This window comes from Allobosea sp. CS1GBMeth4 (assembly GCF_900185715.1).
Lineage (GTDB): Bacteria > Pseudomonadota > Alphaproteobacteria > Rhizobiales > Beijerinckiaceae > Allobosea.
The window spans coordinates 1-11,454 of record NZ_FYAS01000047.1; the positions used below are offsets into that span (position 1 = coordinate 1).

Genomic DNA, 11,454 nt, shown 5'->3' on the forward strand with positions numbered 1-11,454 from the left:
GGCGCCGTCGGCGTCGGCAACGGCCTGTGCCTGCCCGCCGGGCCGCTGCGGGCACCGCTCGCCGATCAGATCGGAGAGATCGACGCGCTCGTCGTGATCGGCGAGGGTGCGGCGGGCGATCTGGTCGCCGAACGGGCCGCCGCCGCCGGCAAGCCGGTGCTGCGGGCCAGGCTGACGCCGCCGGCCGAGATCGCGGCCGGGCTCGCCGGCTCGCCGGTGCTGGCCGTCTCCGGCATCGGCCGGCCGGAGAAGTTCGCAGCGACGCTGCGCGCCGCCGGCGCGCGCCTCGCCGGCGAACGCGCCTATGGCGACCACCACGCCTATACCGCCGAGGATGTCGCCTGGCTGATCGCCGAGGCGAAGGCGAAAGCCTGCCGCGTCGCCGTCACCGAGAAGGACATGGTCAAGCTCGCGCCGCTCTGGCCGGCCAGCGAGCATTCCCTGCTGCTGTGCGTGCCTGTCGCACTCGCCTTCGCGGATGAGGACGCGCTGGTCGCTCTGCTGCGCGAATGCCTCGCCGAAGCCCGCTCCCCCCGGCCCGCGCCGCGAGCCGGGAGGTAGCATTCCATCCGGGACCGCAGCCGCTCAGGCGCGGCCGGCGCGACGCACGCGCAACAGGACGGCCTCGGGCGAGGCATAGGCCTCCTGCCATTCGACCGACCAGTAGCGCAGATCCTCCAGCCGGATCGCGGCGCCCGTCACGGCGCAGCGGACGAAGGCGCCGGGGCGCACGACCCGGAACTCGCCATGGCCATAGTCGACCAAGGCTTCCGATCCGGAGGGAGGCAGGCGTTCGTTGATGTTCATCACTGAGCCGGGCGATCGAGCGGCGGAAAGCTAGCGCAAGGGTTGCAACAGGATGCAACCATTTCTGAATCAACGCATTGTTCCATCATGGTCTTTCTTGATAGCGTCAGTTGCGATGATGTCCAGCCTGGCCCGTGCCGCAGCCTTGGCGATCGGCCTTGCATCCCTGCTCGCGGGCGCCGCGATCGCGGGTGGCTATGAGCGCGTCCGCATCCCGCATGACGATTACCAGCTCGACGGGGTGATGTATCGCCCGGACGGTCCCGGGCCGTTCCCCGCCATCGTCGCGATGCATGGCTGCGGCGGGCTTTGGCGCGACGCCGACAGGCTTTCGACACGGCACAGCGATTGGGGAGAACGGCTGGTCGCGGCCGGCTTCATCGTGCTGATGCCGGACAGCTACGGCTCGCGCGGGCTCGGCTCGCAATGCGGCGTCAAGGAGGTGACGATCCGCGCCAGCCGCGAGCGGGTCGGGGATGCCATGGCCGCGCGCCGCTGGCTGCAGGAGCGCCCCGATGTGCAGCGGGACGCGATCTCGCTCCTCGGCTGGTCGGGCGGCGGCTCGACGATCCTCGCGGCGATCCGGACCGACCGCCGGCCGGCCGACCGCCGGCCGGATTTCAGCCGCGCCGTCGCCTTCTATCCGGGCTGCCGGACGCAATCGGAATCCCGCAGCTTCGAAGCGCGCCTGCCGACCCTCATCCTGATGGGGGACGCGGACGACTGGACGCCGCCGGCGCCCTGCGACTTCCTCGCCAAGGCCGCCCGCGCCCGCGGCGAGGCCGTCCAGCTGGTGCTCTATCCCGGCGCCGTGCACGATTTCGACCATCCGCGCCTGGATCGGCGCGAGAAGGAGGGCATCGCCTTCACGCCGTCGGGAACGGGCAAGGTGACCGTGGGGACCGACCCGGCGGCGCGCGAGGACGCCATCCGGCGGGTCAAGGAATTCCTGATGGGCAAGTGAGCCGGTGCCGGGCGTACCGCCCGCCTCGCTCACTGCGCCGAAGCCGTGACCGTCGGCGCCTGTCTGCCGCCGAGCAGCGAGCGGGCGATGTCCTGCGCCAGGCAGGCATAGCCGGCATCGCTCATATGGAAGCGGTCGCCCGCGAGCGCGGCCATAAAGCCGACGGCATCGCGCTGATACCAGCCCAGCATCGCCTGATAGCGCGACAGCACCGGGACGGCCTGCGCCCTGGCGGCGTCGGCGATGGCGTCGACGTAGGCGCGGTAGCGCGCCGCCTCCTTGATGCCGGGGTAGAATTGCGGGTCGAGGACGGCAATGCGCGTCCCGGCCAGCTTGGCGGCGGCAATGCCATCGGCCACGAGGCTCCGGAAGGCGCCGAGATCGCCGCCGGTCACCGCGTCGTTCGTGCCGACCTGCCAGATCACCAGATCATAGGCGCCCGGCCGCAGCATGGTCTTGAGCCGCCGAAGCGTCTGCGGCGCGGTCTCGCCGCCGATGCCGGCGTTGACGATGTCGACGGCGCGACCGGGCAGACCCTCACGCAACAGAGCGCCGAGGCGGGCGGGGTAGGTCCTGTCCTTGGCGCTGGCGCCGACGCCTTCCGTCGACGAGGAGCCGATCGCGAGGATGCGGAGCGGCGCGCCGCTCCTGTTCCAGGCCGAAGCGAGATCGAGGCCGGCGGAGTCGCGCATCAGCGGCGACGGCCTGCAGAGGAACTCCGAGGCCTGCGCCGGCCGGGACTGCAGAACCGGAAGCGCAAGCATGGCGAGGGCACAGGCGAAGCCTGTCCGGAAGCCGGCGAGCATCAAGGATCATCCCCCAACCGCTACTGGTGAGCGGATTAGCCGGCGCTGGCTGAACGCTGTCTGAACGGCCCGGCAGGATCCGGGGCCATGGTGAAGCGCAGGTTTCCGCCATTCAGAACAGATCGCCCTGGCCGCTGCCTCCGGTCGGCCGGCGCCCGGATTGCCGCGGCGCCTGCAGCGGCGAGATCCCGCCGGGCACGACGGCGCCGAAGCTGCCATCGGCGAGCGTGACCTGGACGACCAGTCCCGGCCGTGCCGCCGCGGCGCTGCGCAGCAGATTGCCGTCCTCGTCGCGCACCAGCGCATAGCCGCGCGCCAGCACCGCCTGCGGCCCCAGCGAGGCTGCGAGCGCCCAGACACCGTCGAGCCGGTCGCGGCGGCGCTGGATCTGGCGTGTGAAGGCGGCGACGGCGCGCGCGGCGACGGCATCGAGTCGATCACCGGCGCGGGCGATACGGTCGCGTTCGGTGCGCAGAATCGCGCCGCGCGCCGCTGCGAGCCGCTTGCCGAACCCGTCGAGCCGCGCCACATGAGTCGCCAGCCGCGCGGCCGGCGACTGTGCATGCAGGCGGCGGTCGAGCTGGGCCAGACGCTGTTCATAGGCGCGGGCGTTACGCGCCAGCGCCGGGCCGAGCCTGGCGGCGGCGAGGTCGAGCCGCTGGCGCGGCGCCGCCAGCAGCGTCTCCGGCGTCGGCAGGGCGCGCGCGAGCGCACGCAGATCGCTCCGGCGTCGCTCGGACAGGCGCAGGCTGGCGCCGGAGAGCCGGCGCGACAGATCGCCGATCTGCACCAGCAGTTCGGCGCGCACCGGCACCACCTTCTCGGCGGCGCCGGTCGGCGTCGGGCAGCGCAGATCGGCAGCGTGGTCGATCAGCGTCACGTCGGTCTCGTGGCCGACGGCGGCGACGAGCGGAATCTGCGAGGCGGCGGCGGCGCGGACCACCACCTCCTCGTTGAAGCTCATCAGATCCTCGAGCGAGCCGCCGCCGCGCGCGACGATGATCACGTCGGGGCGCGGGATGCGGCCGCCTTCGGGCAAGGCATTGAAGCCCGCGATCGCATTGGCGACCTCGGCCGCGCTGCTGTCACCCTGGACGCGCACCGGCCAGACCAGGACATGGCGCGGGAAGCGTTCCTCCAACCGGTGCAGGATGTCGCGGATCACGGCGCCGGTCGGCGAGGTGACGACGCCGACGACGCGCGGCAGGAAGGGGATGAGCTGCTTGCGGCCGGCATCGAACAGGCCCTCGGCCGCGAGCTTCTTCCTGCGCTCCTCCAGCAGCGCCATCAGCGCGCCGATGCCGGCAGGCTCCAGCGAATCGATGATGATCTGGTAGCTCGACTTGCCGGCGAAAGTGGTGATCTTTCCGGTCGCGATCACCTCCAGCCCCTCTTGGGGCCTCGTCTTCAAGCGGCCGAAAACGCCCTTCCAGATCACCGCATCGATCTTGGCGTTGGTGTCCTTCAGCGAGAAATAGACATGGCCGGAGGCGACGGGGCCGCGATAGCCCGAGATTTCGCCGCGCACGCGCACGAAGCCGAAGGCGTCCTCGAGCGTGCGCTTGAGCGCGCCGGAGAGGTCGGAGACCGACCATTCGGGAGCATTGCCGGCGGGTTGAGGCGATTCGCTGTCCATGCTCCGTATTTAGCGACGGGACGGCCCGAGCAGAAGCGTTGCCCCGTCAGCTCGCGGCAGCTATTCGCCTCATGACCATGGAGGCGGTGCGATGAACATTCTTCTGATCGGGTCCGGCGGACGCGAGCATGCCTTGGCCTGGGCGATCTCGGCCTCGCCGCTCTGCGACAAGCTTTTCATCGCGCCCGGCAATCCCGGCACGGCGCAATGCGGCGAAAACGTCGTACTCGACATCGCCGACCACCGCGCCGTCGCCGATTTCTGCAGGCTGATGAGCGTCGGCCTCGTCGTGGTCGGCCCGGAAGGCCCGCTGGTCGACGGCATCACCGATGACCTCGAAGCCGCGGGTATCAAGACCTTCGGCCCGTCCAGGGCCGCGGCGCAGCTCGAAGGCTCGAAGGCGTTCACCAAGGAACTTTGCGCCGAGTTCGGTATCCCGACTGCCGGTTTCGCCCGCTTCACCGACGAAGTCGCCGCGAGAGCCTATGTCGCGAAGACCGGCGCGCCGCTGGTGATCAAGGCCGACGGGCTCGCCGCCGGCAAGGGCGTGGTCATGGCCGAGACTATCGAGCAGGCCAATGAGGCCCTGGCGATGATGTTCTCCGGCGGGCTCGGGGCCGCCGGCGCCGAGGTCGTGATCGAGGAGTGGATGATCGGCGAGGAGGCGAGCTTCTTCGCGCTCTGCGACGGCACGCACGCCCTGCCCCTCGCCTCGGCCCAGGACCACAAGCGCGCCTTCGACGGCGACACCGGCCCGAACACCGGCGGCATGGGCGCCTATTCGCCGGCCCCGGTCATGACCAAGGCGATGGAAGAGCGCGTCATGACCGAGATCGTGGGGCCGACGCTCGCCGGGATGGCGCAGCGCGGCACCCCATTCAAGGGCGTGCTCTTCGCCGGGCTGATGATCACCGCCGAGGGCCCGAAGCTGATCGAATACAATGTCCGCTTCGGCGATCCCGAATGCGAGGTGCTGATGCCGCGCCTGAAGAGCGACATCGTGCCGGCGCTACTGGCAGCGCGTGACGGCGTGCTGAACGCGGTCGACCTGCGCTGGTCGGCCGACGCCGCGCTGACGGTGGTGATGGCGGCGAAGGGCTATCCCGGCACGCCCGAAAAGGGCAGCGTGATCAGGGGCATCGACAAGGCCGCCACCGAAAAGGACGTGCTGGTCTTCCATGCCGGGACGCGGGCGAAGGGCGAGGAGATCGTCGCCGATGGCGGGCGGGTGCTCAATGTCGTGGCGCTCGGCAGGAGCGTCAGCGAGGCGCAGGCCAAGGCCTATGCCGCGGTCGACCTGATCGACTGGCCGGGCGGCTTCTGCCGCCGCGACATCGGCTGGCAGGCGGTCAAGCGCGAGCGTGAAGGCTGACAGGATCAGGCAGCCTGCCTAGATAGTGTGGCCGACGCGAAAACAGCGGAGAGCCACATCATGACCAATATCGACAGCCTCTTCCCCGGCTTCGAGGCGCGCTGGGTCGACGGGCCCGCTGGCAAGATCTTCGCCCGCATCGGCGGCGAGGGGCCGCCCGTGGTGCTGATCCACGGCTTCCCGCAGACCCATGCCGAATGGCACGAAATGGCCGGCGAACTGGCGAAGACGCACACTGTCATCTGCCCCGATCTGCGCGGCTATGGCTGGTCGGCGGCGCCCCATGGCGATGGCGGCAAGGCGCTCTACAGCAAGCGCGGCATGGGCGAGGACATCGTCGCGCTGATGAGCGCGCTCGGCTTCGCCCGCTTCGCCGTGATCGGGCATGACCGCGGCGCCCGCGTCGCCTATCGCCTCGCGCTCGACCATCCCGGCCGGGTCGAGCGGCTCGTCCTGCTCGACATCCTGCCGACCGTGTCGATGTGGGAGGGCATGAACGCGGCGCGCGCCATGCAGGTCTATCACTGGACCTTCCTGGCCCAGCCCGAGCCGGTGCCGGAGAAGCTGATCCAAGCCGATCCCGCCGGCTGGCTCGACCACACGATCGCGAGCTGGACGCGGGCCAAGAAGATCGAGGCCTTCCATCCGCTGGCGCTGGCCGCCTATACTGAGTCCTTCGACGATCCCGCGCGCATCCATGCCGCGTGCGAGGATTACCGCGCCGGCGCGACGACCGACGTGGACCACGACAAGGCGGATCTGGCGGCAGGGAAACGGATTCTCTGCCCGGTGCTGGTGCTCTGGGGCGAGGCCGGCATCCCGGCCAAGGGCGCGAGCCCGCTGGAGATCTGGCGCGAGAGCTTCGCGCCGCAGGCGGAGGGGCAGGCGATCGCGAGCGGACATTTCCTGCCGGAGGAAAATCCGCAGGACACGCTCGCGGCCGTGAAACCTTTCCTGGCGAGACCGCTTTCGTAGACGGTTGTCATCCCGTACGGAGCAAAGCGGAGATCCGGGGATTCATGTCTGAGCCTCGCCAATAAAGGTTCCGGCGCGGATCACGAGTCTCCCTTCGGCCGCCGGGGATGAGTATGAATGGGGTTCGCCTCGACGAGCCTTGAAGCGGATCGCCTTCGCCATGACCTCGCTCCTGCCCGCGACGAACGGAGCTCATTCGGGACCCGAGCTCGTCCTCGTGCTCGGCTCGGGCGGCGCGCGCGGCCTCAGCCACATCCCGGTGCTCGAAGCGCTCGACGAGCTCGGGCTGAAGCCGGCGCTGATCGCCGGCTCGTCGATGGGCGCGATCGTCGGCGCGGCCTATGCCGCCGGCCTGTCCGGCCGCGACTTGCGCGCCCATGTCGAGGCGGGCTTCCGCGACCGCGCCCGGGTGATCGCGAAGCTGCTCGAAGCGCGCATCGGCAAGATCGCCGATCTCTGGCGCGGCGGCCTCGGCAATCCCGTGCTGATCGACGGCGAGCGCCTGCTCGATCTGTTCTGGCCGCAGGCGGTGCCGGACCGGTTCGAGGAGCTCGGCATCCCCTTCCTCTGCGTCGCGACCGACTATCACCTGCATGACGAGGTCGTGATCGGCAGCGGCCCGCTGACGCCTGCGGTCGCCGCCTCTCTGGCGATCCCCGGCCTGGTCCGGCCGGTGACGATCGGCGGGCGGGTGCTGATCGACGGCGGCGCCATCAATCCCCTGCCCTATGACCGTCTGCTTGGACCGGGGCGCCTCGTGCTCGCGGTCGACACCAGCGCGCCGGCGACGATCAGCGACAGCCGCGTGCCGGAACCGCTGGAAGCGATGGTCGGCGTCTCGCAGATCCTGACGCGGGCGCTGGTGCAACGCATGATCGAGCGCCAGCCGCCGGACATCCTGATCCGGGCTGGCGGCGAAGGCTTCGGTGGGCTCGACTTCTTCCGCTGGCAGGCGATCCTCGATGCCGCCCAGCCGGCGAAGGAGGAGGTCAAGCGGAAGCTGTCGGAGGCGCTGGAGAAGGCGGCCTAGCATCCTCTCCGTCATTCCGGGGCGGGCCAACCGCCCGGGCCCGGACCCCATGAACACGACATCGAAGAAGCTTCAGCGCTCCCGACTCATCCGGCGAGGTCGAGGTCATGGGGTCCGGGCTCGCTGCTAGGCAGCGCCCCGGAATGACCAGCCATCTCCGGCTCGTCACAGCGGAAGCCCGGCAGCCCGGCCTCCAGCGCCGCGCGTCCCTCCTCGGTCAGGATGACGGCACGGCTGTCCCTGATCCGCGTCACCCAGCCGGCTTCGAAGCAGCGGCATGCCAGAGCCGCGGCGAGTGCGCCGGCGAGATGCGGGCGGCGCTCGCTCCAGTCGAGGCAGGGACGCAGCGCGGCACGCCGGCCCCTGCTCGCAGCAGCAGGATCGATCCCGAGCCCGGCGAAGAGCGCGACGCCGGAGCGCGTCAGGCCATAGCCGCCATCGGCGACGGTCAAATGCCCGCCGGCGAGCAGCGCATCGTGGATCGCGATGCCGAGGCGGCCGGCGAAATGGTCGTAGCAGGTGCGGGCGCGGGCGAGATCGGCACCGACGCGCGACGGCAAGCGCCGCCCGTTCGCCTGCCCGCCGGAAAGGACCATCAGCCCCTCCAGCGCCGCGGCGACCTCCGGCCCCGCCAGCCGGTAATAGCGATGGCGGCCCTGCACCGCGACACCGAGCAGGCCGCCCTGCATCAGCTTGGCGAGATGGCCGCTCGCGGTCTGCGGCGCGACGCCGGCAAGGAAGGCGAGTTCCTTCGCCGTGAGCGCGCGCCCGTCCATCAGCGCATGCAGCATGTTGGCGCGGGCCGGGTCGCCCATCAGATGGGCGATCTCCGCGAGATAAGGTCCGTTCGCGGCCATACGGCGGCCTCCTGCTATCGGTGCATCATCGCGCGCCGGCGCTTGCAGGCAAGCAGCGATGCTACGGCGAAGACCGTAGTATCGAAGAACGACAGCACGGGTCAGGACTGCCACAAGACGCGGCATCGCAACCGACCGCCCCGGCAGAATCATGGACCAGACGACGCTTCTCACCTTCATCGCCGCGACTTTCGTGCTGGCCGGCTTCGTCAAGGGCGTGATCGGGCTCGGACTGCCGACGATCGCCGTCGGCGTGCTCGGCGTGGTGATGGCCCCGGCACAGGCCGCGGCCCTGCTCGTCATCCCCAATCTCGTCACCAACAGCTGGCAACTGACCGGCCCGAAGCTCAGGGCGATCATCGCCCGGCTCTGGCCGATGCTGGCCGGAACCTGCATCGGCACCTGGGCCGGGGCGGGCCTGCTGGAGAAGGCGAAGGACGGCTCGGCGACGCTCTGGCTCGGCATCGCACTGGTGCTCTATGCGCTGGTCGGGCTGAAGGCGGCGAAGCTGCGCGTGCCCGCGGCCGCCGAGCTCTGGCTCGGACCGCTGGTCGGCATCGCGACCGGCCTCGCCACCGCCGCGACCGGCGTCTTCGTGCTGCCTGCCGTGCCCTATCTGCAGGCGCTCGGCTTCGACAAGGACGAATTGGTGCAGGCGCTCGGCCTCTCCTTCATCGTCTCGACGATCGCGCTGTCCTTCGGCCTGGTCGGCGCCGGGGCGCTCGATCTGAACGTCGCCGGCGCCTCATTGCTGGCGCTGCTGCCGGCGCTGGCCGGGATGTGGTTCGGCCAGGCGATCCGGCAGCGCATCTCGGCGACGACCTTCAAGCTCTGCTTCTTCGCCGGGCTGCTGGCGCTGGGCGGCTACCTCGTCGCGCGGGCGGGGTTGTGAAAGCGCCTGTCGGATTGCGATCGCGCTTTCCCGCCATTGCGAGGAGAGCGACGAAGCAATCCGGAAGCAGCGGAACTCGACGGCTCCCTGGATTGCTTCGCTGCGCTCGCAATGACGGCTCGGCCCGGATCGCACCCCGCAGCGATCAGCGGCCGCGTCCGGCATAGGCCAGGCGGCGACTGCGCTTGTGGCCGTACCACGCGATTTCGCGGTCGCCGACATCGACATGGACGAGACCGTTGGAATAGGAGCCGACACCGCCGACGCTCTCGATCGCCTTCGCGGCAGCGGCGGCTTTGCGAGGCGAGGTCGCGAGCGGGCGGAAGTCGATGGCGTTGCCGCGATAATGCTGGGAGTTGCGGGCGTGGCGGCCGCCGCAGGTCGAGGTGATCTGGATCGGGCCGATCTTGGCGGTGAGTTCCTTGATCATGCCGAGTGTTTCCGGCTTCAGACAGTTCAGCCCCTTCACCTGCGGCTGGAACGAGGTCATCGCGAGATGGGTATCGGCGGCGAAGGAGGGGGACACAGACCAGCAGGCCGCGGACAGCGCTGCCAACGCAACTTTACGCATAATGGAGATGAACCTTTCTTGGGGAATGGAAGGCTCAGGCCACCATTCCTTGGTCTGGCCGAGCAGTGCAGCGACGACCTACGAACGATAAGAGGCCAAAAAAAGGCAAATGACGACAGCAACACCACGCCGGATTCACTCCGCACTCCACTAGCCCATCGGAGCTAGGTCGATCGAACTAGATGAAGAATATTCTTTTACACCAAGAATCTTCTTTATCGATTTCGATAAATTCAATTTTCGCGGCGGTTGTTGCTTCTGCCTCAAATGCCGACCCTATGGCCTCGAAGCATTCGCAGCCCGGCTGAGCGAAATGGATGGGCTACAGCCCGAACGCCGCAGGATAGCTCACCGAGCCGCGCCTTCCGGCCAGGGCTCGCGGCACGAGCTCCAGCGCCATGAAGGCCGCTCCGGCGAAGGGCGAGGCGAGCTTCCGTGCCAGCGCGGCCGAAAAGCCGAAGCGCGGATAGTAGCCGGGATGGCCGAGCACGATGACAGCCTCGGCGCCGGCTGCCCTCGCCTCACGAAGCGCCGCCGCGACCAGCCGGCCGCCGGTTCCCTGCTTCTGGAATTCCGGCCGTACCGCCATCGGCGCCAGAGCCAGGGCTCTCACGGCACGGCCGTCCAGCATCGTCGGCAGCCAGCTCAGCAGGATATGACCACTGATCGCGCCATCCCGCTCGGCGACGAGCTCGACCGCGACCAGATCGTCGCGGCGCAGGCGCTCGACGATGCCGACCTCGTCCTCGCCACCGAAGGCGGCGCGGACGAGCGCCGCGATGGCCTCGGCATCGACCGGGCTCGCCGCTCGGACAGCCTCCGCCGTCAACGCCGCTCCCGGAAGAAGTCGCGCAGCAACTCCGCCGCCTCGCGCTCGCTCAGGCCGCCATAGACCTCCGGCGCGTGATGGCATGTCGGGCTGCGATAGAGGCGGACGCCGTTCTCGACCGCGCCGCCCTTCGGGTCGGAGGCGGCGAAATAGAGCCGCCTGATCCGGGCGAAGGAGATCGCCGCGGCGCACATCGGGCAGGGCTCGAGGGTGACATAGAGGTCGCAATCGATCAGCCGCTCGGATTGGATCGCCTCGCAGGCCTGCCGGATCGCCAGCGTCTCGGCATGCGCGGTCGGGTCCTTCAGCTCGAGCGTGCGGTTGCCGGCGCTGGCCAGCACCTGCCGGCCCCGGACGATCGCCGCCCCGACCGGCACCTCGCCGCGCCCCGCCGCGGCGCGCGCCTCGGCCAGCGCCAGCGCCATCGGCGCATTCTCGGCCTGCTTTGCGTCGATCGATCCCATGAAACCCATCTTTGCCGCTCGCAGCGCACGAAAGCGCCTGCTACAAGCGCCGGCTAATACCAGATTCAAGAGCCGCTGCCGTCCCGGATCGCTTCGCAACCCGGTCCGCGATGATCCGGCTTCAGGAGCAAGCATGAGCGACGACAACAACCAGAAAAGCCGCGGCCCGCGCAAGGGCGGCGGAGCCGGCGGACGCGGCGGCGGGCGCGATGGCGGCCCGGGCCGCGGTGGTCCCGCTGGCCGGGCAGGTC

At 69.9% G+C, this 11,454-nt stretch carries 13 protein-coding genes; 6 read left to right on the top strand and 7 right to left on the bottom strand.

Going from position 1 to position 11,454, the window contains the following annotated elements:
• Positions 1 to 561, top strand: a 561-nt coding sequence (locus tag CS1GBM4_RS22510; protein ID WP_186421006.1) for a tetraacyldisaccharide 4'-kinase, incomplete at its 5' end; no start/stop codon positions are given.
• Between the two features lie 24 nt (positions 562 to 585).
• Here the strand turns inward: CS1GBM4_RS22510 and CS1GBM4_RS22515 are convergent.
• Positions 586 to 807 carry a DUF2093 domain-containing protein gene (locus tag CS1GBM4_RS22515; protein WP_186421007.1) on the bottom strand — a complete coding sequence of 74 codons (222 nt, stop codon included), beginning with the start codon at positions 805 to 807 and terminating at the stop codon, positions 586 to 588.
• A 118-nt stretch (positions 808 to 925) separates the two neighbouring features.
• Between CS1GBM4_RS22515 and CS1GBM4_RS22520 the strand changes: the two genes are divergently transcribed.
• On the top strand, positions 926 to 1,771 hold the full coding sequence (locus tag CS1GBM4_RS22520; RefSeq protein WP_186421008.1) for a dienelactone hydrolase family protein: 846 nt from the start codon (positions 926 to 928) through the stop codon (positions 1,769 to 1,771).
• A 29-nt stretch (positions 1,772 to 1,800) separates the two neighbouring features.
• On the opposite strand, the gene CS1GBM4_RS22525 is transcribed toward CS1GBM4_RS22520, so the two are convergent.
• On the bottom strand, positions 1,801 to 2,577 hold the full coding sequence (locus tag CS1GBM4_RS22525; RefSeq protein WP_186421009.1) for an SGNH/GDSL hydrolase family protein: 777 nt from the start codon (positions 2,575 to 2,577) through the stop codon (positions 1,801 to 1,803).
• A 112-nt stretch (positions 2,578 to 2,689) separates the two neighbouring features.
• The gene (gene xseA, locus CS1GBM4_RS22530; protein WP_186421010.1) at positions 2,690 to 4,213 is read right to left on the bottom strand and encodes an exodeoxyribonuclease VII large subunit; all 1,524 of its coding nucleotides are present in this window, start codon (positions 4,211 to 4,213) and stop codon (positions 2,690 to 2,692) included.
• Positions 4,214 to 4,304: 91 nt separating this feature from the next.
• Between xseA and purD the strand changes: the two genes are divergently transcribed.
• The 3 genes from purD to CS1GBM4_RS22545 all read left to right on the top strand — a co-directional run bounded on the left by purD (position 4,305) and on the right by CS1GBM4_RS22545 (position 7,590).
• Entirely contained in the window at positions 4,305 to 5,585 is a 1,281-nt protein-coding gene (gene purD, locus CS1GBM4_RS22535; protein ID WP_186421011.1) for a phosphoribosylamine--glycine ligase, read from the top strand.
• A 60-nt stretch (positions 5,586 to 5,645) separates the two neighbouring features.
• Complete coding sequence (locus CS1GBM4_RS22540; RefSeq protein ID WP_186421012.1) at positions 5,646 to 6,560, top strand: alpha/beta hydrolase; 915 nt, start codon at positions 5,646 to 5,648, stop codon at positions 6,558 to 6,560.
• 160 nt (positions 6,561 to 6,720) lie between these two features.
• On the top strand, positions 6,721 to 7,590 hold the full coding sequence (locus CS1GBM4_RS22545) for a patatin-like phospholipase family protein (protein WP_186421013.1): 870 nt from the start codon (positions 6,721 to 6,723) through the stop codon (positions 7,588 to 7,590).
• Between the two features lie 86 nt (positions 7,591 to 7,676).
• Here CS1GBM4_RS22545 and CS1GBM4_RS22550 read toward each other — a convergent pair whose 3' ends face one another.
• Positions 7,677 to 8,447 (bottom strand): helix-turn-helix transcriptional regulator, encoded by a 771-nt coding sequence (locus tag CS1GBM4_RS22550; protein WP_186421014.1) that lies wholly within the window; start codon positions 8,445 to 8,447, stop codon positions 7,677 to 7,679.
• Positions 8,448 to 8,598: 151 nt separating this feature from the next.
• Between CS1GBM4_RS22550 and CS1GBM4_RS22555 the strand changes: the two genes are divergently transcribed.
• The gene (locus CS1GBM4_RS22555; RefSeq protein ID WP_186421015.1) at positions 8,599 to 9,339 is read left to right on the top strand and encodes a sulfite exporter TauE/SafE family protein; all 741 of its coding nucleotides are present in this window, start codon (positions 8,599 to 8,601) and stop codon (positions 9,337 to 9,339) included.
• 145 nt (positions 9,340 to 9,484) lie between these two features.
• Here the strand turns inward: CS1GBM4_RS22555 and CS1GBM4_RS22560 are convergent, their stop codons facing one another.
• The 3 genes from CS1GBM4_RS22560 to CS1GBM4_RS22570 form a co-directional block, all read right to left on the bottom strand.
• Positions 9,485 to 9,865, bottom strand: coding sequence for a DUF882 domain-containing protein (locus tag CS1GBM4_RS22560; RefSeq protein WP_186421016.1), 381 nt, complete (start codon positions 9,863 to 9,865; stop codon positions 9,485 to 9,487).
• Between the two features lie 367 nt (positions 9,866 to 10,232).
• Entirely contained in the window at positions 10,233 to 10,739 is a 507-nt protein-coding gene (locus tag CS1GBM4_RS22565; RefSeq protein WP_210201618.1) for an N-acetyltransferase, read from the bottom strand.
• Entirely contained in the window at positions 10,736 to 11,164 is a 429-nt protein-coding gene (locus tag CS1GBM4_RS22570; protein WP_186421018.1) for a nucleoside deaminase, read from the bottom strand. The genes CS1GBM4_RS22565 and CS1GBM4_RS22570 overlap by 4 nt, the downstream gene beginning before the upstream one ends.
• Between the last annotated feature and the right edge of the window lie 290 nt (positions 11,165 to 11,454).

Bases quoted from the DNA above. Each gene is read 5' to 3' on its own strand.
- CS1GBM4_RS22515 (WP_186421007.1), bottom strand. From the start codon at position 807: ATGAACATCAACGAACGCCTGCCTCCCTCCGGATCGGAAGCCTTGGTC.
- CS1GBM4_RS22520 (WP_186421008.1), top strand. From the start codon at position 926: ATGTCCAGCCTGGCCCGTGCCGCAGCCTTGGCGATCGGCCTTGCATCC.
- CS1GBM4_RS22525 (WP_186421009.1), bottom strand. From the start codon at position 2,577: ATGCTCGCCGGCTTCCGGACAGGCTTCGCCTGTGCCCTCGCCATGCTT.
- xseA (WP_186421010.1), bottom strand. From the start codon at position 4,213: ATGGACAGCGAATCGCCTCAACCCGCCGGCAATGCTCCCGAATGGTCG.
- purD (WP_186421011.1), top strand. From the start codon at position 4,305: ATGAACATTCTTCTGATCGGGTCCGGCGGACGCGAGCATGCCTTGGCC.
- CS1GBM4_RS22540 (WP_186421012.1), top strand. From the start codon at position 5,646: ATGACCAATATCGACAGCCTCTTCCCCGGCTTCGAGGCGCGCTGGGTC.
- CS1GBM4_RS22545 (WP_186421013.1), top strand. From the start codon at position 6,721: ATGACCTCGCTCCTGCCCGCGACGAACGGAGCTCATTCGGGACCCGAG.
- CS1GBM4_RS22550 (WP_186421014.1), bottom strand. From the start codon at position 8,447: ATGGCCGCGAACGGACCTTATCTCGCGGAGATCGCCCATCTGATGGGC.
- CS1GBM4_RS22555 (WP_186421015.1), top strand. From the start codon at position 8,599: ATGGACCAGACGACGCTTCTCACCTTCATCGCCGCGACTTTCGTGCTG.
- CS1GBM4_RS22570 (WP_186421018.1), bottom strand. From the start codon at position 11,164: ATGGCGCTGGCGCTGGCCGAGGCGCGCGCCGCGGCGGGGCGCGGCGAG.